Origin of the sequence: Paenibacillus fonticola DSM 21315 (genome assembly GCF_000381905.1) — a bacterium.
Lineage (GTDB): Bacteria > Bacillota > Bacilli > Paenibacillales > Paenibacillaceae > Fontibacillus > Fontibacillus fonticola.
Map to the genome: position 1 here is coordinate 1 of NZ_KB907249.1, position 21,893 is coordinate 21,893.

At 50.3% G+C, this 21,893-nt stretch carries 19 protein-coding genes, 1 tRNA gene and 4 pseudogenes; 17 read left to right on the forward strand and 7 right to left on the reverse strand.

Annotated features, from left to right (window positions below; all coding sequences use genetic code 11):
• Window positions 1-408: 408 nt before the first annotated feature.
• Window positions 409-673: pseudogene (locus G358_RS31190) on the forward strand (transposase); the annotation flags it as partial.
• A gap of 409 nt (window positions 674-1,082) precedes the next feature.
• On the forward strand, window positions 1,083-2,507 hold the full coding sequence (locus tag G358_RS0106165; RefSeq protein WP_019636326.1) for a L,D-transpeptidase family protein: 1,425 nt from the start codon (window positions 1,083-1,085) through the stop codon (window positions 2,505-2,507).
• Window positions 2,508-2,516: 9 nt separating this feature from the next.
• On the opposite strand, the gene G358_RS34240 is transcribed toward G358_RS0106165, so the two are convergent.
• Entirely contained in the window at window positions 2,517-2,648 is a 132-nt protein-coding gene (locus tag G358_RS34240) for a hypothetical protein (RefSeq protein ID WP_019636327.1), read from the reverse strand.
• A 192-nt stretch (window positions 2,649-2,840) separates the two neighbouring features.
• On the opposite strand from G358_RS34240, the gene G358_RS0106175 reads away from it, so the two are divergent.
• From G358_RS0106175 to G358_RS0106205, 7 genes and pseudogenes are all read left to right on the forward strand, one after another.
• Window positions 2,841-3,935: a quinone-dependent dihydroorotate dehydrogenase gene (locus G358_RS0106175; RefSeq protein ID WP_026342096.1), complete on the forward strand. Its 1,095-nt coding sequence runs from the start codon at window positions 2,841-2,843 to the stop codon at window positions 3,933-3,935.
• A gap of 30 nt (window positions 3,936-3,965) precedes the next feature.
• Window positions 3,966-4,781 carry a GTP diphosphokinase gene (gene yjbM, locus G358_RS0106180; protein WP_019636329.1) on the forward strand — a complete coding sequence of 272 codons (816 nt, stop codon included), beginning with the start codon at window positions 3,966-3,968 and terminating at the stop codon, window positions 4,779-4,781.
• A complete protein-coding gene (locus G358_RS0106185) occupies window positions 4,771-5,241 on the forward strand; it encodes a DUF309 domain-containing protein (RefSeq protein WP_019636330.1) in 471 nt (156 codons plus the stop codon). The genes yjbM and G358_RS0106185 overlap by 11 nt, the downstream gene beginning before the upstream one ends.
• 83 nt (window positions 5,242-5,324) lie before the next feature.
• Entirely contained in the window at window positions 5,325-5,501 is a 177-nt protein-coding gene (locus G358_RS32940; protein WP_157274277.1) for a hypothetical protein, read from the forward strand.
• Between the two features lie 258 nt (window positions 5,502-5,759).
• A pseudogene (locus G358_RS32150) lies at window positions 5,760-6,841 on the forward strand (methyltransferase RsmF C-terminal domain-like protein).
• Window positions 6,826-7,620 carry a pseudouridine synthase gene (locus G358_RS0106200; protein ID WP_033403826.1) on the forward strand — a complete coding sequence of 265 codons (795 nt, stop codon included), beginning with the start codon at window positions 6,826-6,828 and terminating at the stop codon, window positions 7,618-7,620. Before G358_RS32150 ends, G358_RS0106200 begins: the two are co-directional and overlap by 16 nt.
• 63 nt (window positions 7,621-7,683) lie before the next feature.
• Window positions 7,684-8,499, forward strand: a complete 816-nt coding sequence (locus tag G358_RS0106205; protein WP_026342099.1) for a Cof-type HAD-IIB family hydrolase — start codon at window positions 7,684-7,686, stop codon at window positions 8,497-8,499.
• 82 nt (window positions 8,500-8,581) lie between these two features.
• Here the strand turns inward: G358_RS0106205 and G358_RS32155 are convergent, their stop codons facing one another.
• The gene (locus G358_RS32155) at window positions 8,582-8,677 is read right to left on the reverse strand and encodes a hypothetical protein (RefSeq protein ID WP_019636333.1); all 96 of its coding nucleotides are present in this window, start codon (window positions 8,675-8,677) and stop codon (window positions 8,582-8,584) included.
• A 132-nt stretch (window positions 8,678-8,809) separates the two neighbouring features.
• Complete coding sequence (locus tag G358_RS0106215) at window positions 8,810-10,219, reverse strand: RsmB/NOP family class I SAM-dependent RNA methyltransferase (protein WP_019636334.1); 1,410 nt, start codon at window positions 10,217-10,219, stop codon at window positions 8,810-8,812.
• 172 nt (window positions 10,220-10,391) lie between these two features.
• On the opposite strand from G358_RS0106215, the gene G358_RS0106220 reads away from it, so the two are divergent.
• Genes G358_RS0106220 through G358_RS0106230 form a run of 3 tightly spaced genes read left to right on the forward strand, consistent with a single transcriptional unit; the run spans window position 10,392 to window position 16,340 of the window.
• The gene (locus G358_RS0106220; RefSeq protein WP_019636335.1) at window positions 10,392-11,516 is read left to right on the forward strand and encodes a glycosyltransferase family 4 protein; all 1,125 of its coding nucleotides are present in this window, start codon (window positions 10,392-10,394) and stop codon (window positions 11,514-11,516) included.
• A 15-nt stretch (window positions 11,517-11,531) separates the two neighbouring features.
• A complete protein-coding gene (locus G358_RS0106225; protein WP_019636336.1) occupies window positions 11,532-12,851 on the forward strand; it encodes a metallophosphoesterase family protein in 1,320 nt (439 codons plus the stop codon).
• 3 nt (window positions 12,852-12,854) lie between these two features.
• Window positions 12,855-16,340, forward strand: coding sequence for an AAA family ATPase (locus tag G358_RS0106230; RefSeq protein ID WP_019636337.1), 3,486 nt, complete (start codon window positions 12,855-12,857; stop codon window positions 16,338-16,340).
• Here G358_RS0106230 and G358_RS0106235 read toward each other — a convergent pair.
• A complete protein-coding gene (locus tag G358_RS0106235; protein WP_019636338.1) occupies window positions 16,337-17,374 on the reverse strand; it encodes a YkvI family membrane protein in 1,038 nt (345 codons plus the stop codon). The genes G358_RS0106230 and G358_RS0106235 overlap by 4 nt on opposite strands.
• A 158-nt stretch (window positions 17,375-17,532) precedes the next feature.
• Here G358_RS0106235 and G358_RS0106240 point away from each other — a divergent pair, with 158 nt between their 5' ends.
• The 5 genes and pseudogenes from G358_RS0106240 to G358_RS0106260 all read left to right on the forward strand — a co-directional run bounded on the left by G358_RS0106240 (window position 17,533) and on the right by G358_RS0106260 (window position 20,012).
• On the forward strand, window positions 17,533-18,102 hold the full coding sequence (locus tag G358_RS0106240) for a xanthine phosphoribosyltransferase (protein WP_019636339.1): 570 nt from the start codon (window positions 17,533-17,535) through the stop codon (window positions 18,100-18,102).
• A gap of 89 nt (window positions 18,103-18,191) precedes the next feature.
• A complete protein-coding gene (locus G358_RS0106245) occupies window positions 18,192-18,530 on the forward strand; it encodes a hypothetical protein (protein ID WP_019636340.1) in 339 nt (112 codons plus the stop codon).
• A gap of 182 nt (window positions 18,531-18,712) precedes the next feature.
• Window positions 18,713-18,928, forward strand: a complete 216-nt coding sequence (locus G358_RS0106250) for a hypothetical protein (protein WP_019636341.1) — start codon at window positions 18,713-18,715, stop codon at window positions 18,926-18,928.
• A 99-nt stretch (window positions 18,929-19,027) separates the two neighbouring features.
• Window positions 19,028-19,374, forward strand: a pseudogene (locus G358_RS31200) (carboxymuconolactone decarboxylase family protein).
• Window positions 19,375-19,928: 554 nt separating this feature from the next.
• Window positions 19,929-20,012: transfer RNA gene (locus tag G358_RS0106260), tRNA-Leu, on the forward strand.
• Between the two features lie 88 nt (window positions 20,013-20,100).
• Here G358_RS0106260 and G358_RS32160 read toward each other — a convergent pair.
• From G358_RS32160 to G358_RS0106275, 3 genes and pseudogenes are all read right to left on the reverse strand, one after another.
• Window positions 20,101-20,325 carry a tyrosine-type recombinase/integrase gene (locus G358_RS32160; RefSeq protein WP_084662682.1) on the reverse strand — a complete coding sequence of 75 codons (225 nt, stop codon included), beginning with the start codon at window positions 20,323-20,325 and terminating at the stop codon, window positions 20,101-20,103.
• Between the two features lie 141 nt (window positions 20,326-20,466).
• Window positions 20,467-20,757: pseudogene (locus tag G358_RS32165) on the reverse strand (IS66 family transposase); the annotation flags it as partial.
• Window positions 20,758-20,838: 81 nt separating this feature from the next.
• On the reverse strand, window positions 20,839-21,732 hold the full coding sequence (locus G358_RS0106275; protein WP_019636346.1) for a helix-turn-helix domain-containing protein: 894 nt from the start codon (window positions 21,730-21,732) through the stop codon (window positions 20,839-20,841).
• Window positions 21,733-21,893 lie beyond the last annotated feature (161 nt).

Below are 21,893 nucleotides of genomic sequence, written 5' to 3' on the forward strand. Positions count from 1 at the left end.
AGGCACTTGACAAGCTCACGCCGGAGCACGAGGCCCGGGAGCAAACGAAGGTTCGGGAGAGAATATGCGTGATTCGTTTGCACTAGGTTTGCCAAGAACTGAACGTGCGTTTCTAGCTTGCAAAAGCTCTCCTTGACGAAGGCATAACATGTGGTACCCAACCCACGGATAGCAGCGTGCCGACCGTCGCTCGCATTTTTGCTCTCGTGCCACGTGCTCAGGCAGAAAAAATAGAGGGTTTGACAAAAACGTTCATAGCAACGAATCTCATCCACGCTATTTGCGGTTTATCCTCTGTTTGGAGCAGAAAAGACTGAAATAACGTTGTCCAGCTTCGTTACATTTTGAGAAGGGTTATTTTTACACAGATAACGATCACAGACTTCGTTATAAAATTCTTCGTTATAAAATTTCGTTCACGTTCTGAAGAGGAAAAGTTCGTTAATGATCTTTGGGAAGCATGCGCAGTTAAAGTATAAATGTGAGAAATATGAGAATCGAAGATTCTGGGCAGAAGGATATGATGTAAGTACAGTGGGCCTAGATGAAGCAACTGTAGCGGAACTGTAGCGAAATACATTCGTGAACAAGAAGCACATGATCAAGCTATAGATAAGCGGAGTGTGAAAGAGTATGAAGATCGTTCAGCAGCAACAAGAGCAAAAAGAAATAAACCAGTTTAACTGGTAAGTGAAAGTGATAAATAACACTGAGCCTGAACAGATTTGTGGTCAGGCTAGTGTCTTTAGGCGCAGTTTGGCAACAGGGGGTTATACCCCAAGAGCAAATCACCCTTTGGACGGGGGGGGGCATGATTTGTCTGTCGTCTCGCTTTCTGGATCGTCCCGGTTTCTGGGAATTGTGTTCTGGGTATTAAGTCTCGAATTTAATTGGCTGCCGGTGAAAGGTTTGAAATCGAAGCTAATTTACCGATATAGGAAGTAACAGACTTAGCAAGAGGTAGCACCAAAATGATAGACGTGAAGTGAATTAACAGATGTGGAAAGAAGTAATACAAGAAGTAATAAAAGAAGTAATAAATGTGAAATGAAGTAATAGACGTAGAAAACAGGAGGTTCACGATGAAAAACTCGGCTTACCTCAAAAAATATGTGGAAAATCACCCTAACAACAAAATGGCCTGGTATTTGCTAGGGAAGGAATATGAAGAAAGCGGGCAGGAAGGAAAAGCGCATTACTGTTACATTCAGGCGGGAAGCGTGTACGAAGCGTTTGAATCCAGTAAAATTCCTGACGATTTGTGGATGGGCTATGAAGCAGGAATCCTCCAAGAAACACGCCGGGAGGAGAAGCGAAGCCGCTTAATCCGCAAAGTAGGCCTGCTCCTGCTAGTCCTGCTATTCATGTGGCTTCCCTCTGCGCAGGCTCCCGGCTTGCTGGCAACAACACCGGTTGGGACGGACAGTGAGCATCCTGAAAGCAGTCCTGTAGATTCCGAGCCGTCCTTGAAGGATGATGAAGAACGTCTAGCCGCTGCCGATCCGGCCCCGCGTGAGGAGGGAACGCGCTTTACGGCTATCGGCTATCCCCGTACGGATCAGCAGGGGGGCAGCGAACTCGGCGGATTGTTGCGGGGGAACGAAACCGGCGGTCAATTTGAAGCAGTGCTTGGCATGGAGAGGCAAGGGAAGTGGCTAAGCTGGTCGCACCGCATGCCTGTCGTGTACGGCATCCAGTCGCTTGGCAACGGCCGCACGGCTGTGCAGTCTTACGATCTGGAAGCCTGCCTGTGCACCCCGCCGGATTCAGCCCGGCTCCAGAAGGAAGCGGTGTCATGGATCAGCAAGCAGGAGTCCCTTGCGGTTCTCTCCTCCGCGATGATCCGGTACAAGGAAAAGCATGGACGCTGGCCTGCTGCTCTGCAGGAGCTGACGAAGCCGTTTCCGGACAATTGGCTGGCCGGGAGCAACGAGCATATGAGGGAAGCATTCGATCCGCTGCTCCTCATGCTTCAGGAGCGGGGGAGTTTGCGGCAGGACGATCGTTCCATGGCTCAAGGCGAAGCTTCGGACGGCATCGAGCGCGGGATTCGGCCTTTTTTTACCGAACCGCTTGAAGTGATTGTCGATACGTCTAACTATCGCTTGGCGGTAGTGAGCGGGTCCGTTATTCTAAGAAGCTACCAGGTAGGACTGGGCGGCAGCAAAACGCCGCAGGGGACGTTTCATATTTCGGATAAGGTTGTGAACCCGAACGGCAAGTCGGACGGGGAGTTTGGAAGCCGGGGGATGCAGCTGTCGGATACGAATTACGCGATACATGGTACGAATGAGCCGGACAGTATAGGCAAGGATGAATCACTCGGCTGTATTCGAATGGGGAAAAAGGATGTGGAGGAACTGTTCGATCTTCTCCCCATGGGGACAAAAGTGACGATAGGAAAAGGCGGGCTGCCCCATCAGGATCTTATTCCTGCAAAGCGCTTCACACTTAGGAAAAGACAGGATCAAAGCAACCCTCACCGAACGTACCGCTGGCTGCGGTAGCCATAGCCATTATTTGAAAATGAGAGCCGCCGTAAACAGTATGATAAGTCCAGCAACGATGGAGATGGTCCAGATGAGCCCTTTTTTGTTCACTTCCTCCTTCTTTTGCTGGAGCGTTGGCGGTTTGCGCTTGGCAGACATACCTATCATTCCTTTCCTTGTAATTCAACAAGCTACAATTTTATTGTAATGGCTTTCATAATAAAATGCTATTACCGCTCTGGGCAATTTCGTTAGGTCTTACTTTAGGTAAAACTTTTCTTTTGACGCGGAAAAAGATAAACTGGAAGCAGAGCATTAATTGCATAAGTGATGAACGGAGTGAAGTTTGACGTGTTATATCGTAATATAGGCAAGCATCTGTTTTTCCAGCTTGATCCTGAGCGGGCCCATCATCTCATGATCGGGGGATTACATAAAGCAGCGAATATCCCTGGATTTATTTCTCTATTGCACGGCATGTACGGTGTGAAAGAAGTTCCTGAACTGGCCGTCGATTTGTTCGATCTGCATTTTCCGACTCCGGTGGGGCTAGCGGCCGGGCTGGATAAAAATGCGGAAGCGGTAGACGCATTTTCCGCCATCGGTTTTGGATTTATGGAGGTCGGTACGGTAACGCCCAAGGCCCAGCCTGGCAATGACCAGCCAAGGCTGTTCCGCCTGAAGCCGGAGGAGGCGCTGATTAACCGGATGGGCTTCAATAACCAGGGAACCGGCTTTATGGCCCGGCAGCTTGCCTCGCTTAGAAACCGCCGCATTCCGATCGCAGTCAATATCGGTAAAAATAAAGCGACTTCGAACGAAGAAGCGCATCTCGACTATGAGCAGTGCATTTCAGCACTGTACCCTTATGCTGATTTTTTTGTAGTGAATATCAGCTCACCGAATACACCCGACCTGCGCAATCTGCAGCACGGAGACGAGCTTGCTTCATTGCTGGAAGCGGTCAACAGGGAACTTGCGGAGCAGGCCGCGAGGCATGGAGCAGCAAAGCATGTGCTTGTGAAAATTGCACCGGATGTCAGTTTGACTGAATTGGAATATATGGTGCAAACGATTATGAACAGCGGCGTATCGGGAATCATAGCTACCAACACGACGATTTCGCGTGAAGGCATCACAAGTCAGCATGCGAGCGAAACGGGCGGCCTTAGCGGAAAGCCGCTGAAGCAAAGATCAACGGAGATTATTTCCCATGTCTACCGTTTGACGGGAGGTAAGCTTCCAATTATCGGTTCGGGTGGTATTTTTACTGCTCGGGATGCTTATGAGAAAATTCGTGCCGGCGCCAGCTTGGTAGAAATATATACAGCTCTAATTTACGAGGGTCCGGAGGTAAACCGCGAAGTGCATCGTGGTTTATTGGACCTGCTGCGCCGCGACGGGTTCAGTCATATTTCCGAAGCAGTAGGAGCAGATCATCGCTAACCGGGCCACAGATGACAGGAGGCACAGTGGATGGATAGTAGAGATTGGGGAGCATTTTTGCTGCCCTACGAGCAAACGGTTGAAGAATTGAAAGTGAAGTTCAAAACGATGCGTTCCGAGCTCAAGAAGCTGGAGGAGTACGCGCCGATCGAGTTCGTCACGGGAAGAGTCAAGAAAATATCGAGTATTTTGGATAAAGCCAAACGCTTGAATGTGCCGATGGATCAACTGGAGCAAGGAATTGAAGATATTGCGGGCATTCGAATTATGTGCCAGTTCGTTGAGGATATTCGCCGAGTGGCTGAGTATATTCGTGCCCGTAAGGATCTTAAAGTGATATATGAGAAGGATTATATTACCAATTACAAAGAAAGCGGATACCGCAGCTTTCATATGATCGTCGAGTATCCGGTTCAGACCGCCCTCGGACTCAAGAACGTGCTGGCGGAAATTCAAATCCGGACCTTGGCGATGAATTTCTGGGCAACGATTGAGCACTCGTTAAATTATAAATACCGGGAAAGCCTGCCGGATGAAATGCGCAAGCGGCTGAAGAAGGCGGCTGAAGCGGCATTTGTGCTTGACAATGAGATGTCCAGCATTCGCGAAGAAATTTTGCTTGCTCAGAAGAGCTTTGAGGATGAATCGAACATTGTGACGCATCTGTTGTCGGCTATTCACCAGCTATATTTTTACCATATGGTGTCCGAGGCCATTCAGGCGCAGCAGCGCTTCAATGATTTATGGGAAGCCCATGACATGGAGGGATTGAAAGAACTGCATTCCGAGGTAAACAGAAGGATTAAGGCTGCAAAAAAAACGGAGGAAACCAGCGATGACTTATGATCGTCTGTATGCAGCTTTCCTCATTTACTTCAATCGTGACCAGGATTATTTCGAATGCCATGAGGTGTTGGAGGAGCTGTGGCTGAAACGGGATAAGGATCCGCTCTACAAAGGATTGCTCCAGGTCGCGGTCGGATTGTATCATTTCCGCAACGGGAACATCACCGGCGGACGGAAAATGATGGAGTCGGCTGTTCGCCGCCTCAAGCCGTATCCGCAGAACACGCTCGGGATTGATTTGGCTAAGCTGCTTCGTGAAGCGGAAGCTTATGCAGCGGCTTTAGCGTCCTATGATGATTCGCCATTTCCTTATTATGATTTGAAAATTGAAATTAAAGACCCTTATTTAACGGAGCTTGTAGAACAGATGTCTCCAGAGTTAGCGCCTAATGTTCCGCAACGGCGAAGCCCGCAGCGGGGCGCAAAGCATGAACTGCGGATGCAAGGGAAATTAAAGTGAAGCGTACAGCCCCTCCATCTAAACCGGGATGAAGGGGTTTTTGGTTTAGTCGAGTAAAATACCGGCTCGGGCGCTGCCACAGCTTGTGCCGGGCTACAGCCTATGCTGCGGCTACAGTCTATGCTGCGGCTACAGCTCATGCTGTGGCTACGGCCTACGCTGTGGCTACGCGGCATACGCTGTTGTCACGGCCTATGCTGTGGCTGCGGCATACGCTGTGGGTTACAAGCCTAGGCCTGCGGTCACAGCCCTTGCTGTAATAATAGCTTAGCCCTGGCTGCAAACTTAGGATAGCCGCATTGCCTCAGGGCCGCCGCAAAGGCGCAGATGCAGCTTCGGCCGGTACACCTCTGCGGCTCGATTCGTCCGGTACGCACCACCGGCTCAAGACACTGTTTTGCCAGGACGCATTACGGGCTCAGAGAGTGGGGCCAGCCCCCGCGGACGTATTTTTTACGCCAACGGATGCCTCTATGGTACAATGGATTTATTCTTAATAAGAATGGATGATTTAATATATAGCAGTTCATATACCGGCGGCTTTTTTAGAAAGGATGCAGCAGCTGCTTGGCAGCGATTATGGCGCTTTTCTGTCCTCATATGATAAACCGCGCTATGCCGGAATCCGGGTGAACACGCTCAAAATTGACGTGAAATCGTTTGTCAGCGCGTCTCCTTTTGAGCTTAAACCAGTGCCCTGGTGTAATTCAGGCTATTATGTCAATGAAAGGATCAAGACAGGCAAGCATCCTTATTATCATGCTGGGCTTTATTATGTGCAGGAGCCTAGCGCAATGGCTCCGGTAGAAATGCTTGGTGTCATGCCTGGCGACAAGGTGCTGGACTTATGTGCGGCTCCCGGGGGCAAGTCCACGCAAATTGCGGCCAAGCTGCAGGGGGAAGGCGTATTGGTCACCAATGATATTAACGCAGAGCGCTAAGGCGCTAGCCAAAAATATAGAGCTGTATGGTGTACGCAATGCGGTCGTACTTAATGAAGCCCCCGAAAGGATAGCCCGCGCTTTTCCTTCCTATTTCAATAAAATTTTGATCGATGCTCCCTGCTCGGGGGAAGGGATGTTCCGCAAGGATGAAAATATGGCCCGGCAGTGGGAAATTCATTCCGCCTCCAGATGCACGGCGATGCAGAGGGATATATTGAAGTCGGCAGCGGCGATGCTGGCGCCGGACGGAACTATGGTATATTCCACCTGTACGTTTGCTCCGGAAGAGAATGAGGCGATGATCGCCAGGTTTCTGGAGGAGAACGCCGATTTCGACCTCGTCCCGCTGCCCGACGGATTGGGCTTCTCCACAGGACGTCCGGACTGGCTTCACTGGTTAAATGCAGTTAGCTACGGCTTTAACCGTACAGTAATCGATGAGAATACTGAATTTATCGCAAGAGCAAGGTGAAGCCGTTAAATATCTTAAAGGGGAAACACTGAATGTCCCGACATCGCGAATCGAATGCCGGGGTATCCAGGGTTTCCCTAAAGGATATGTACTCGTTTGTGTAGACGGCTATTCGCTGGGCTGGGGGAAATGGCTCGACGGCATGCTGAAGAATGAATATCCTGCAGGATGGAGGTGGACATAGACAGCGTGAGTAAAGGAAAGAAGACACAGAGGATTGATAAAATACTGGGCCATCTTGGATACGGCTCAAGATCTGATATTAAGAAAATGGTTAAGCTTGGCCGAGTAACTTTAAACGATGTGGTTGTGAAGGATAGTGGAACCCAGAGCCATCCTTATGAAGATATTATTGCGGTGGACGGCGAAAGAGTGGTCTATCGTGAATTTGTTTATTTAATGCTGAATAAGCCTGCCGGCGTCATTTCTGCAACAGAGGATACCAGGGATCGTACCGTGCTGGATTTAATTCCAGACGAGTTCCGAAGGTTCTCTCCCTTCCCGGTCGGTCGGCTCGATAAGGATACGGAAGGTTTTCTGCTGCTTACGAATGACGGGCAGCTTGCCCATGACTTGCTGTCCCCCCGCAAGCATGTCCCAAAAACGTATGAAGCGGATGTGCTCGGCGATGTCGGAGAAAGGGAAATTGCCTTGTTCCGCGAGGGAGTATGTCTGGATGATGGTTATGTTACTCTGCCGGCTAAGCTGGAAATCGTCGGGCATCCGCGGCAGGATCAAGACCGCGTTCTGTCCCGTATCCGCCTAACGATATCCGAGGGGAAATTCCATCAGGTCAAGCGGATGTTTCTGGCTGCGGGGTCCAAGGTGACCTATTTGAAACGGATTAGCATGGGTCCGTTGTCTTTGGACGATCAGCTGGCCCTTGGAGCATTTCGCGAGTTGACCGAGGAAGAGTTAACGCTTTTGAAAACATATAAGAGAGCTAGTGAAGATGGCTGTTGATGAAGGAAGGCCTAAATAAAGAGATATTAACAACATGAAGGAGAGATAGGAATGGAGAAGGAGATGAATTATAAGCTAATCGCTTTGGATGTCGACGGGACTTTGTTGAACGACAATCTCGAGCTGACGCAGGGAACAATAGAAACGATTCAAAAAATCGCTGCCCAAGGAACAGAATTTGTCCTTTGCACTGGTCGTTCACCGGCAAGCTCGATACCACTCATGAAGCAAATGGGGCTGAAGGGATACGTGATCGCCCATAACGGGGCGGCGACGGTGGATACCGAGACCATGGAGGTTATCCATGAATTCGAGCTTAATTCGCAAGCTTTGACGCCGTATATGGATTATTGCCGCAAAAACAGTATTCATTTCGATGTGAATACGACGTTTGCCCTTTATGTTCCGGGGGCAGAAGGCTTAAGTCAGGAAGCGCTTGAATTGTATAAGCAGTTTTTCGTAGTACCGCAAGAGCTGCCGCCATGGGCAGAACTGAATGAACCGATTGTAAAAATTACAATATCGGGCCATATGGATCAACTGGATAAGGTCTATGCAGATTGGAGCAAATGGGACAATTCGGGGTTTACCATTTTGCGCAGCGGCGATTTTTTTATTGATATAACGCACGGTGATTCATCTAAGGGAGCGGCCTTGAAGAAACTAGCGGAAAAGCGGGGAATACCGCCCGAAAACGTTATGGCGATTGGCAATTACTATAATGATATTTCCATGCTGACATATGCAGGGTATGGGATCGCGATGGACAATTCACCAATTGAGGTAAAAGCTGCGGCAAAATGGGTGACCGCCTCAAACAATGAAGAAGGCGTCAGGCTGGCACTTGAGAAGTATTGCTGTGCAGAAACATTGCGCTAAAAGGGAGCTGCATTGCTTTTTTATACTCTATTAAGCAAAAGAGGAGAAACCGCCAAGGTTTCTCCTCTTTTGCTGTATTAGGTTAATAAAGAATGCTGCGGGATACGATAACGAGCAGGATGAACAGTACGAGAATGACTCCGGTAGAAGTGAATGCTCCTCCAAGGACTTCGCCCATTGTTATTCCTCCCTTATCTACGAAAGTTGATCCCTGTGTCTAACGGGATATCGTAGTATATGTAAAGGAACATAAAATAGTATGGACTATGATCTCTTACTATGAAGAAAAGTGATAAACTCCTATGATAACTTAGAAGATTGGCTGGCGCAGTCCTTTGGGCAGGTGGTTTTTCAGCTGGCCGTTGCTCGCTTTCCCCCATCCGAGCGGGAAGCTTTCTCCACCGCACTCTACTGCAACAATATACCAGCCGTGATAGTTCTCCGGGACTTTCAAGGTATCTCCGTGTAAATAAGCAGAAAGCTCATCAGAACCTGCCTTTAGGGTCCAGGTACGTGAAGTATCATTGGCTGATAATACCATGGCCAAGGCATGGGCGGGCTGGAAGCGCCCTTTTTTATATTCTCCCAAGTGGAGACCGGCACGGGGAACTTTTAAGCCGGCAAAGCTGTAAGTTGATAATGGCAGGCTTTTCGAAGCAGGGAGTACGTATAAGGATTCACCGAACAGAAGGGGGATGCCCCCGCCGAAGGGATTGTCCATACCGGCCATATCGTTTTGCATCCATTTCATATATGCAGCTAACGCTAATTTAGCGGATTTATCGGGCTGTTCATTGTCTTTGCGCAGTTTATGGCTTTGTTTGTGACTGCGCTGCTTCTCCTCCCTCTGGTTCCCATCTTCCGGATCTCGCTGCAATAACGCGATGAAATGCCCTTCGGCCTTATGCAGATGCGGCCAAATTCGCTTCTCGGCCAGCAGCTTCATCGAGGGGTAACACTCCAGCAGACGTGATATCGTCTCTTCATTCTCCAGCCGGTTGAAGGTACATGTGGAGTAAGCAAGATAGCCGCCGGGCTTCAACATTTTAATCGCGTCATGAAGGATGTCCCACTGCCTTGCTGCACACATTTCGACCGATTCCGGCGACCATTCGGCCATCGCATCCGGATCTTTACGGAACATCCCTTCGCCGGAGCAAGGCGCATCCAGCATGATCCGGTCAAAGGCGAGCGGGAAGCGTGCGGACAGCTCTCCGGGAGCAGCCTGCGTAACAACGACATTGCCCGCACCGCACCGCTCGACGTTTTCGGCTAATATTTTGGCGCGTTGGGGATGGATTTCGTTGCTTATGAGCAGCCCTTCTCCCATCATTTTCATCGCAATCTGCGTCGTTTTGCCTCCGGGGGCGGCCGCCAGGTCCAGTACGGTCTCACCCGGTTCAGGGGCAAGCAGTTCCACGGCAGACATCGCAGAAGGCTCCTGAATATAATATAATCCCGCCGCATGGTAAGGATGCTTGCCGGGACGCGTTTCTTTATCGTAATAATATCCCGAATCGCACCAGGGAACAGGCTGTAGGCGGAAGAGCTGCCGTATGCAGTTGTCCGCTGGCGAGCCGGGCTTAATTTTGCGGGTATTGATCCGCAGTCCGTAGGTCCGTGATGAATCGTAGCTGTTCAGGAATGACCGCCCCTCCGCTTCCCCAAGCATAGATATCATCTGAGCGCGGAAAGATTCCGGCAATGACGTCGTCGACATGGTTTCCTAAGCTCCTTTTCACAACAAAAATGTACACCGGAAATTTTACCATTATCCTGTTTTGAATTCAAAAGGGGAATGGATGTTCCTTCTTTAGTGTGGCATAATGAAAGATGCAACTGGAAGGTTCGTGAACGAGAAAGTGAATATGAGCATGTAAAGGAGAACGAGTATGAAACTGCTGCAGGCTTTATTTTTTCCTCCAGAGCAGCCTGGGGGCGTATCATCAATGGTTCCCCACCTGCAAGACAAGTTCAATCCCCCTGCGTGGGAGATGGATCTGTTCTCTCTTCCGAAACGGATTCGCGGCAAAGGGACGGAGCAGGTTAAGTTCCACACCTTTGACTGGCACAAGTACGAACAAAGCGCGATTGTCAGAAAATATATGCAAACCTACCGTGATTACTTATGGTGGACGAAGCTGCGCCTGCAGAAGTCCTATGATTTGATCCATGCGCATCACCCTATCGCCGGGTTGGTCATGAAGGAACAATTTCCCGAGACCCCCGTCATTCAAAGCATTCATTCCAGCTATGAAAGAGAGCTGATCCTGAACGGCAGGATAAAGGAAGGCGGGCTGGAGCATCGTTTCCTCTGCTCGCTTTACAAAGAGCTGGAGCACCGCGCAGACCGTTTATTTACAGTATCCGAATCTTTTCGGGAATATCTGTCTCCCTATGTTGATGATGCTGAGAAAATCATGGTGATTCCGAACGGTTTTGATGATACCCGATTCAAGCCAATTCCACATCACAATGATGTTATTCAGCTTGTGACCGTTTGCCGGCTGGTTCCGGCGAAGGGGCTGGATGTACTGCTGCGGGCTTGTGCAGAACTGAAGTCTCGCGGACATGCGTATGTGCTTCACATTATCGGTGATGGTCCTATTCGTCAGGAACTGGAGCAGCTTGCCGGGGAGCTCGGCATTTACGAGGAAACGATTTTTTACGGCTATACGCTTCATCCGGAGGAATTTATGCCTTTCTTTGATATTTTCGTGCTGCCTTCCCGGGCGGAGGCGTTTGGTTCGGTATTTGCGGAGGCGGCTTTATGCAATCTGGCGTTAATCGGCACAAATGTCGGCGGTATTGCAGAGCAAATTGAAGACGGGAAGAACGGTCTGCTGGTGCCGCCAGAAGATCATTTGGCCCTCGCTCAGGCCATGAAGCAAGTCATTGCCGATGCGAATTATCGCTCCCGGCTCGCCGCCGCAGGACTACGCAAAGCCAAAGACTACTATTCCTTGGATCGGGCAGTACAAGAGCTGAAACAAATCTATATGCAATTTAAGCAATGAAGCGGGTGAGCAGGTATGATTCCATTTCGATTTATTCATACGGCGGATTTGCATTTGGACAGTCCATTCGCCGGTATGTCCGGTGTGCCTGAAAAGCTGCGCCAGCATTTGCAAAATTCGACGTTCGCCGCTCTAAACAGTTTGGTAGACCTGGCGATTTCTGAGCAGGTCGACTTTATCGTCGTCAGCGGCGATGTATACGATGCTTCGGATTCCTCTTTACGAGCGCAGCTGCGGCTGCAGGAAGCGTGGGACCGGCTGGGCCGGTACGGGATTCCGGCATATGTCATTCATGGCAATCACGATCCGCTGAATGCGAGAAAACTTCGGATTGCGCCTCCCGGGCATATTAAGATCTTCGGTCCTTCGGCAGAAAGTGTTGTTGCGAGACGCCGCAGCGATGGTCAATCCGTTGCCGTCATTAGCGGAATATCTTATCCGACCTCAGCGGTTACGGAGAATACATCTTTGCAATTTCGCAGAGATACAGCCTCGAATCTGTATCATATTGGCCTTCTCCATGCGAATGTGGACGGCCAGGAGGGGCATGACGCTTATTCTCCTTGTTCGCTTAGGGATTTGCAGCAAGCCGGATATGATTATTGGGCCTTGGGCCATATTCATCAGCGCCAAATTTTGCATGAATCACCATGGATTGTATACCCAGGCAACATACAGGGCCGGAGTATGAAGGAGACGGGGGCAAAGGGCTGCTATGTCGTAGATGTGGATCAATTCGGGAGGACGGAGCTGGCATTCCGGGCGCTGGATCATGCCCGCTGGCTGGAAGCTGAATTGTCCATTACGGGCATGATCCGTGAAGAATTGCTGCGGGACAGGGCGGAGGAACTGCTGGACGAAATTAGGGAGCAATCGGACGGGAGGCTTCATATCGTCCGATTTGTGCTGACGGGCCGGGGCCCGCTTCATGCCCTGCTGCAATCCGGCACGGAGGGGGAGGAGCTCCTTCAGGAGCTCCGGCGAAAGGAGAACCGCCGCCTGGATTATACAGAGAACGGATCGCCCGGCCATGTGGTGTGGCCCGCCGCGATTAAAGTGAGGACAGGGGCGGATATTGATTATGCCGCGCTGCGGGAAGAGGACAGCTTCCTCGGCGAACTGCTGCGAATAGCGGATACGGCAGAGGAGGAGGAGGCGCTGCTGGAGCAAATTGTGAATTCCGCGCTTACTCCGGTCCATGATCAGCGCCGACTAAGAGGGCTGGTCAAGGAGATGACGGCGGATGAGAAAAGGGCTCTCGTCCGCCAAGCTGCGGAAATGGCGATTAGCCTGCTGACGGAGCAGGACGTGAAGGAAGCAAAGGAGGGAAAGTAAGCAATGAGGCTGGACAAGCTGCTGGTGAACGGTTTTGGACATTTGAGCGGCCTGGAGCTGCAGCTGGGAGGGGCGGTAACCGTCTTATATGGTCCTAACGAAGCCGGCAAGAGTACGCTGCTCGGATTTGTCCGTGCGATGCTGTTCGGCATCCCGTCGCGGGCTTACGGCCCTTTGCGGTATGAGCCGTCACGGGGCGGAGCGCATGGCGGAATGCTGACGCTTCAGTCTGGGGACGGAGAGCGTTGGATAGTTGAGCGTTATGCTGCATCGTCCGAGGGAAGAACCGCTGGGACAGCGCGCGGGGAAAAGCTGCGGATTACCCGCAGCGATTCCGCAGGCAGACTGTATGAAGTTTCTCAAGACGTCATGCAGCGTGAATTGCTTGGTGGGATGTCCAGTGATATGTTCAAGCAACTGTTCGCCGTTTCGTTAACGGAACTTCAGGAGGTATCTGCTCTTCAGTCGGAGGAGCTTAGCCGGTATTTGTTCCATGCAGGTATTGGCGGTGGCGCGGCCGTGCTCCGCGGGGAGAAAAAGATCGTCCAGGAGCTGGACAGGCTCTACCGCCCCCGGGGCCGGAATCAGGAAATTCCCCAGCTGCTGCGGGGGTATGAACGTTTGGAGCAAGAGGCGGAAGCGGCCAAAATGCTGCTGCCCAGATACAATGAGGTATTGGAGGAATTGGAGCAGGTCAGAGGCGAATTGCTTCAAGGCGAAGGGGAGCGTGATGATGTAAGCAGGCAACTGAGTCAGCTTCGTAAAGCTGTTCTCATTCGGCCGGACTGGATATCTAGCGAAAAATGCCGTCAAGAGCTTCAAGATCTGCCGAGGCATGAAGCGTTCCCGGAGCAGGGAATCGTCCGGTGGACTTCTCTTCAGGAGGAGAAGGAGGGGCTGCTCTTGGAACATGCGGAGGTAAAGCGGCGAATCGATACAATGGCGAAGGAGCTAATTTCGCTGCTTCCCAATGCTGCCTTCCTAGCGAAAGCGGAAGCCATACGGTCTTTGCACGGGCGGCTTGCTGCGTATGATTCCCGTTTTAAAGAAATGATGCAGCTGCAGGCCGAGAGGAAGGCTCTCCGCCAGCGCGTCGCACAGTGCCTTCGGGGCATCAACGCAGGCTGGACGGAACGGGAGCTTGCTTCATTTGCCGGCACAGTGGGTGAGCGGGAAGCTGTTCGCCAATTTGGCGCGCGGTTTGCTGCGTATGATAAAGAGATGGAGCAGCTGCAAAATGAGCGGTTTAAGCTGGAGCAGGAAGCGGCTGCTGCCAAGGAAGCGTACTCTGCAGCGTTATCCCGAACTGAAGAGAGCGAAGCAGCGGGCCGGAGGAATTTCGCGGTGCTCGCTCCGCAGCAGCCGGACAATATCCGGCGGATATGGAGCGAGTTGAGGGCGGAGTTGGACCGATGGCGCGACACCTCCTCTGAGCGGATGAAGGAGGCGCGCCACAGGGAAGCGGAAGCGATGGCTGAGCTGCGGGTTCGCTCGCTGTACCGCAAGCTGCTGATCGGCTGCGCAGCTGTTACGGTGATGCTGCCGGCTGCTATTTGGCTGGCATCAGACTCTGTTTCCGGCACACTGGCCGCCGGAGCTGTTCTTGTTGGCCTGGACTTGTATTTGTGGCTCGGTATGATGGGCGGGTCGAAGCCGAAATCGAAACCAAAGCCTGGGCATAAGTCCAGGGACGGGATGCACCGTTATGCCGGGGAGGACGATATGCGGGCCGAAGCAAGGCTCGCCAGCTTGCTGGCCAGTCTTGTTTCCCATCCCTTAACGGCGGCGGGATCCGCTGACGCTTCTCGCACCGATGGCGCTGCCAGGTCATCTGGTGCTGCAAAAGGTGCCTCATTAGGTGCTGCACCTGGCGCTGCGTCTTTTTCCCTGCATGCGGGGGAATGGGAGCGAGAAGAACGGGAGCTGCGTCAATTGATGGAGAACTGGCAGCTATGGGAGCAGCGGCATACGGCAATCCAGGAAGAGGCGAATCAGCTTCGACAGCGGGCTGTGGGGGCCGTGAATCGCTGTGATCATATCGAGCGGGAGCTGGCCCGCCGGGAAGCCCGGTTTGAAGAGCTGGCCCGGGATTGGGAGCATTGGCTGCAAGAGCGCAGCCTGCCGGAAGACTTGTCTCCCGAGGCGGCACTCGATGTATTCCGCTTAGTAGAGCAGGGCAGGGAATGGTTAGGGCAGGTAGAACAGCTGAATATGAAGCTCGCGGCATTGTTTAAAGAGAATGCGAACTTTGAGCAGGAGGCAATGAAAGTCCAGGCTGATCTGTATGGCGAAGGACTGAATGCCGGGCACCATTCCGGACAGGGTTCCGAATCTGGACTCGAATTTGTTTTTACACACGGATCTTCCGCTGCTGATCTTTCTAGTGGACGTCTGATCCTGGAGCAGGCAGAGCAGGGCTCGGAATTGAACTCAGAACAACCTCAAGAACTGGCTTCAATTCTAACCTCGGACCAGGTTCCTGAGCTTGAAGAGAGGATGAGAATGGTCGGAAATACGCTATCGGATGTAATGGCCCGGCTGGCCGAAAATGAGCGCATCCAGGCTCAGCGTGAAACGCTTGCCTCCAGACTGGAGCCTCTTCAGGAGCAGCTGGCACGCTTGAATGATCGTTTGGACCGGGTAGCGGCGCGCGAGCAGGCGCTGCTGACAGAAGCGGGCGTTACGGATGAAGAGGATTTTCTCCGGCGAGGGGCGGAGGCGGTTCGCCGCACGGAATTGGAGCGTGAGATTCGCCATTTGGATACGGTCATGTTCTCGGGGAATGAACAAGCGCTGCGTACGGAGCTTAAACAACTGCTAGAGAGCTGCTCGGAGGAGGAACTGCACAGCCGGCTTCTTCACGCCCAGGACAGGTCGGAAGCGAAGGAGCGCAGCTGGAGGGCGCTTCAGGAGCGCAGGGGCCGTTTGCTTCAGGAGCAGGAAAGCCTTGAAGCGCGCTGCAGGCAGGAGGATGTGAACCAGCAGCTTGCTGAGCAAAATGCAGCTTTGCAGGATAGCCTTGATCAATATGCGGTAAGGGCGGTCTGTCACGAGCTAATATCCCGGGTAAGACGCGTATATGAAGAGGAGCGGCAGCCGGAGGTGCTGCGGCTCGCTTCTAATTACATGCAGGCCATGACGAACGGCCAATATGAAAGAATAGTGCTTAAAATGGGCAGTCAAGAGCTGCTGGCGGAACACCGGGAGCACGGTCCGATTGAAAGTGCGTCCTTAAGCCGCGGAACGGCGGAGCAGTTGTATTTGTCCATGCGGCTGGCCCTTTCGGAGGCTGTCTCCCATCACCGCAATATTCCGTTACTGCTGGATGATTTGTTTGTCAATTTCGATGCGGATCGCCTGCAAGGAGTTATTGCGGTTCTCAAAGAGATTTCCAGCAAGCGCCAGATGATTATGATGACCTGCCATTCTCATGTCGTTCAGGGCATTCAGGCGCAAATCCCGGAAGCGCAAATCGTGAATTTGGGTTAATTCCGCTTTCGTTTGTAGACGGCAAGCGCGTAAATCCAGAGCAGGGAAAAGAAGCCGAAGGCCGGATAAAGAACGGATACAAGCGAGCTGAATCCGAATTGGCTTGTTACATAGCAAATCATGAGTACGGCGATGAAAATGAAGTAGGGGCGAACTTGAAAATGCTGCCTGAGCTGAAGAGTTACGCCGTAAACGTCGGCCACAAAGGTGCTGAATATTTCCATAAAAATCAACAGGATATAAATGAGCTGAACGGCGCTGCCCAGCTGCGCAGCAATGCTGCCCATCGGGACTTCGTACTGGTTGATTCCCGGCATGTAGGCCGATAACGCAAAATGGGCCGCCATCAGCATGAAGCCGATTCCTATGCCGCCAAGGATTCCCCCCCATACAATCGTGCGCCGATTCGAGGTGTGCCCCCCGATTGGAACGAGCACGGCTTGGGCCATAGAGAGGTTGAAGGCGGTATATAACAGGGGAGATGCCCAGGCCATGAACCAGCCTTTATCGGTAGTCAGGGTGACGAAGCGCAAGGCGGTTGGCGAGCTTGCCGTCGAGGCGATAATGGCCATGGAGAGGATCAGCATCATGGGTACGACGATCGTGTTGAGCTGCATGACGCCTTCGATCCCTTTTCTGAGCAGGATAAAGGTTCCAATTAGAGTAAACCAGAGGCCGATTTGGTAGTTCAGTCCGAGGTACTCCACGAACACGGATCCCGCTCCGGCCAGCATAACGCTGTTGACTCCGATCAGAACGATCATGGTAAAAAAGCTAAGCCACCGGCCGAAGCCATCCCCGAAAAGGTGGCGGTTTAAATCTTCATAGGAAGCGGCCTTGATGGATTGGGCCAACAGCATCATTTTCGCGCCTAGCCATATGAACAACGATGTCGCCAGCAGGATCGTCAGTACACCCCATTTGCCATATTGGGTGAAGAATTGCAATATTTCGCGGCCGGTGGCGAAGCCGGCGCCCACGACGGTACCGACGTAAGTGAAGGCGATTTTAAGTACATTTAAGGCATTTTTCATAGTTTTCCCCCTGGCTGATGTGCTATATATAGTACAAGGTATGTTGCCGAGGATGGGGACATGACTTAATCTTGTCCTATTGCTTCGATAGTTGCTGTTGAAGCGAAGAGATAGATGTGTTAGTTTGTTACAAACGAGATGAACCGGGAGGAAAAAGTATGGAGAAATTAAAACAACGAATTGCAGAAGAAGGCGTTATTGTCTCGGATCAGGTGCTGAAGCTCGATGCTCTGCTCAATCATCAGGTAGATCCTCAGCTTACGATGGAGATGGGGCGGGAATTCGCCCGGCGCTTTAAGCTGGAGCAGGTGACCCGCGTGGTCACAGTTGAATCTTCCGGCATTGCAGTGGCATTTGCAGCTGCCTATGAGCTTGGAGTCCCCCTGGTATTTGCCCGGCGCAAGAAAACGCTGCTTGCGGAAGCCGATATGCTCTGTGAACGGGTTCCTTCGTTTACGAAAGGAATTGTGACAGACATATTGATTTCGCGGGATTTCATCTCGGAAAACGATCGTATTTTGTTCATTGATGACATTATTGCCAATGGGGACGCGGCAAAAGGATTGATTAAGATCATTAAGCGTTCGGGAGCCGAGCTTGTTGGCGCCGGGATCGTCGTCGAGAAAACGTTCCAGGCCGGTGGAAGAACTATCCGCGAACAAGGGATTCGGCTGGAATCTCTTGTGCAGATTGCTTCGCTTGCAGACGGTAAAATAACTTTTGCCTAATTAAAAAAATAGTACCAATTTTGCAACAGTCCTTTGCAGGTTTTCGTTTTTTCGATATAATGGGAGCACTAGGGAGAGGAGGCTTAACAATGGGGGATCAAAATCAATCTGTTGTAGACGTAAACTTCTTTATATCTAAACTGTCTGACGCAAAGGTTATATTTGAACGTGCCCTGGATTGTAAACATACGGAATTTGACGACCTTTATCCCTATATGCTTGAGCATCCCCAGTTTTTCTGGTACAAACGGTATGTGGCCTGGTCACAGCTTCTGACGATTGCGGGTTTGTGCGAGGAGCTGTCTATACCTTGGAAGGATGAATTCAGCCCTCAGCAGGTGGCTTATTTGGAGCAGCGGGTGATGTCGGCAAAAGTGCTTGATTTCTGGTTCGAGAAAAATGACAGCCGGGAGCATGCACAACGTTAATCTAGGGATAATTTGCTGGTTTTGGTCGTAGTTTGGTCATAAGGTGAACGATATAGTGAGACTCCGCGGTAGCCATGCGGGGTCTTTTTCTGTGCTGTAAATGAGATAAAAAGCACGATATTTGGAGCATAAACATCCGGTGAATGATATGTTAAAATAGGAGCAAGGAGGTGATTGTCCCCGTGATTTCGGATGAACAATTGAACGAATATCGATTATCCGGTGAAAAAGTGCGGGTCGTGCGGGATGCCATGCCTGATAATGACATCCGGGGCATCGTCGTAGCTTGGGATGATACACATGTATTAATCCGCAGACCGAATCGCAATGTCGTTAAGCTGGATCGAAGTTACATCATTCAACCTTCGCGTGAACCGCGAATTTCACCGGAGGATTAGCATATTTTTGGGCGGACGGGGTTAACGTATTAAGTGTAAGTTCATGCTCTTTGAGTTATTAATCGTTAACTTCACTTTACTTACGAAAGGAGTCCGTCTATGTCGCTTGTGAGCGATAAAGTAGGTGCATACAAACAGGAAATTCACCGTTATGGCGAAATGATGCCAGGCGTGACGGAGGCGTACCACGCGTTACAGGAGAGAGTTTCGCCGATGGGGCGCTCGATGCCAAGACAAAGCAGCTTATCGCTATTGGTATTGCGTTATCGATGAACCAAGAGGTCTGTACGTTCTATCACGTGAACGAGGCGCGGGCCAAAGGGGCGTCAAACGCAGAAATACTGGAGACGGTTGCCGTAGCCTCCGCTGCGCTCGCAGGCAACGCTTTATCGCAGGGAGTTACCCGCGTGCAGCAAGCTTTGGAGGCAGAGTCGGCGCTGCAGTAGCGTTAGCGCTATCGCTAGTGTGAGTAGCGCATATGGCAATTCAATTAGCTGTCCTTGAGCCTTGGAAGGCCCTGAGGACAGCTTTTTTTTGCAGGATAAGGCTAGGGAAGGTAGCTTGATGGCTTGCTTGGATCAGGAGGCGATGTCTCTATTTCCAGCTTTCTGCCAATATGCGGGGGATAATATGTGCTTGGCCTGATATAGCACGATTGCTCCGATAACTATCGTGATGGCAAAGCTGCCGCAGGCTAGCGAAGGAAGCCAGGACCATTCCCAAATGGATTTCCCAAGCGCGGTCTGCCAACCAATACATATAACTCCTAGAAAGTAAAGGAAGCCAGAAAGATGAATGACTCTGCGCCGTACTGATGTAGTGATCGTGGAGTGTTCAGCTAACCAGGCAATAGGGCAAGCTGTTAGAAGCCTGGAAATCGCAGTATGATCTGTGCATTGCAACCTGGTCAAAAAAATAAAAAAAATGTTGACTCTCTTCGGCGGGCGTGATATTATATATCTTGTCGCTGCGGAAAATACTCTGCAAGACAAGACAGCATGCGGTCGTGGCGGAATTGGCAGACGCGCACGGTTCAGGTCCGTGTGGGCTTACCCCCGTGGAGGTTCGAGTCCTCTCGACCGCATTATATTAACAAAGAATTAGCTCTTGAGTCTTCTTTCGTGGAGATTCAGGAGCTTTTTGCATACTCGGAATTTGCAGGTTAATGCACATTATTTGAGCCGAAGAAGCTTTGAACTGTATTCAAGATGTACATCTATGTTGGCGGTCGTGGAAAAATGGCTATGTCCTAACCATGCCTGATCTTCTTTTAAGCTGATGCCGTTCGCAAGCAGCAAGCTGGCGCAACTGTGCCGAAGATCGTGAAACCGAATCCGCCGTAAATTATGCTTTCTCAGGACGACTTGAATTGGTGAAAGGAAAGAGATGCTATACATAGAGTCAAGGTGTCGTTGTAACGTCAAGGACGCAATTTACCGGATGACAGATTATCTCAATAAATATCGCATGAAACTTGGCACTGCTTAGAATCCTTCGATCTTGAAGTTCTTGTTATTGTGGCTCAGGGGAGCGGGGCGGAGGGGCATAGGGGGATCTTCATGAAAGATCTTTCCCATCAAGAACTTGTTATTGCCGGCCGCTGATTTACCCGGCTCGCACAGTACCTGCAGCGTTGTTTCGTCGGTATGCAGGATGTCTTGATTCGATAGATGCGTCTTCATCCGCTGGGTCAGTAGCGAAAGCCAATGCTCCGCACCATAAATCATCTAATTGGCAAGTGTCTGGCGTGATAGAGTCAGCCCCATGTGTGCGAATTGCTGCTCCTGTCGGTACAGTGGCTGATTAGCCGCATACTTCTGGCTCATCACACATCCCCAAAAAGAACCCTTAATTCGTGAAACTAAGACCATCCTCCTGTTAGGCTCTCCAGGTGAATATAGTGAATAATTCTAATCTTCATGTTCATGTTTATAGATTTTTTTCTTACGATAAAAGGAAGGATTAACTCCATCTATTTTTTTAAAGGCTTTACTAAAGGAATGAATATCCGGAAAGCCGACACTTTCGGCAATGAGCGTTAACGGGTCATTAGTGAACTGAATCATTTCCTTCGCCTTTTCTATTCTTAGTAAAAGATGATATTGGATTGGGCTCTTCCCGAATGATTGTTTGAATAATGAAATCATATAGTATTTGCTAATTCCCGAAATTTTGGAAAGTTCATCTAAGGTTACCTTTCGGTCGATATTGTGGTTCAAGTACATCCGCAACTGCTCCATTTCTCCCATATTGGTTACTAGATGTGGATTACAGTTCCAGTAGTTTTCACGTAAAAGTACATTCAATAACTGCAAAAACAGTCCTTTTATATTCATTTCATAAAAGGGTAACGTCATTTGAAATTCTTTTATGATTTCAAAGATGATTCTTTCGATAACCAAGGTATTCCTTAACCGAATGTGACTGGGAATCTGAGGGATAATTTGCTCAAGATCGTCGTTTCGAAACCATTTCATTTCATCCGCAGTCATATCTTCAAGTTTTTTAAAGGAAACCTTTACATCCGGACTATCCTCCTTATAGAACAAATCAAAATGTAAATGAGGTTGTCGTACTAATTCTGTTCCTAACTTTCTAATAGAGTGCCGTTGCTTTGGACGAAAAAGAAAGAGGTCCCCCGGTTCCCCGATAAAAACATCATTCTCGACGGTTACTTGTATTCTGCCTTCCTTAACGTAAAGTAACTCATAGTCAAATAAAACTCTCTCCTCTAAATACCAAGGGAATGGGATATGACTATCCATTGCTATCCGGATGTACGGCGATAATTGTTGAAAGTTCATATTAGTCTTTCCCTTCAGAGTGTTTTTCAAAGCAATATATGACAAATAAACAATAATTCTACCTAAATACAAATCGACAAATGTATTATAACATGTATATGTGATGAGTGAATCGTTTCCATTGAATTGAAATTATTGATAAGGAAAGCCAATCTCGTCAT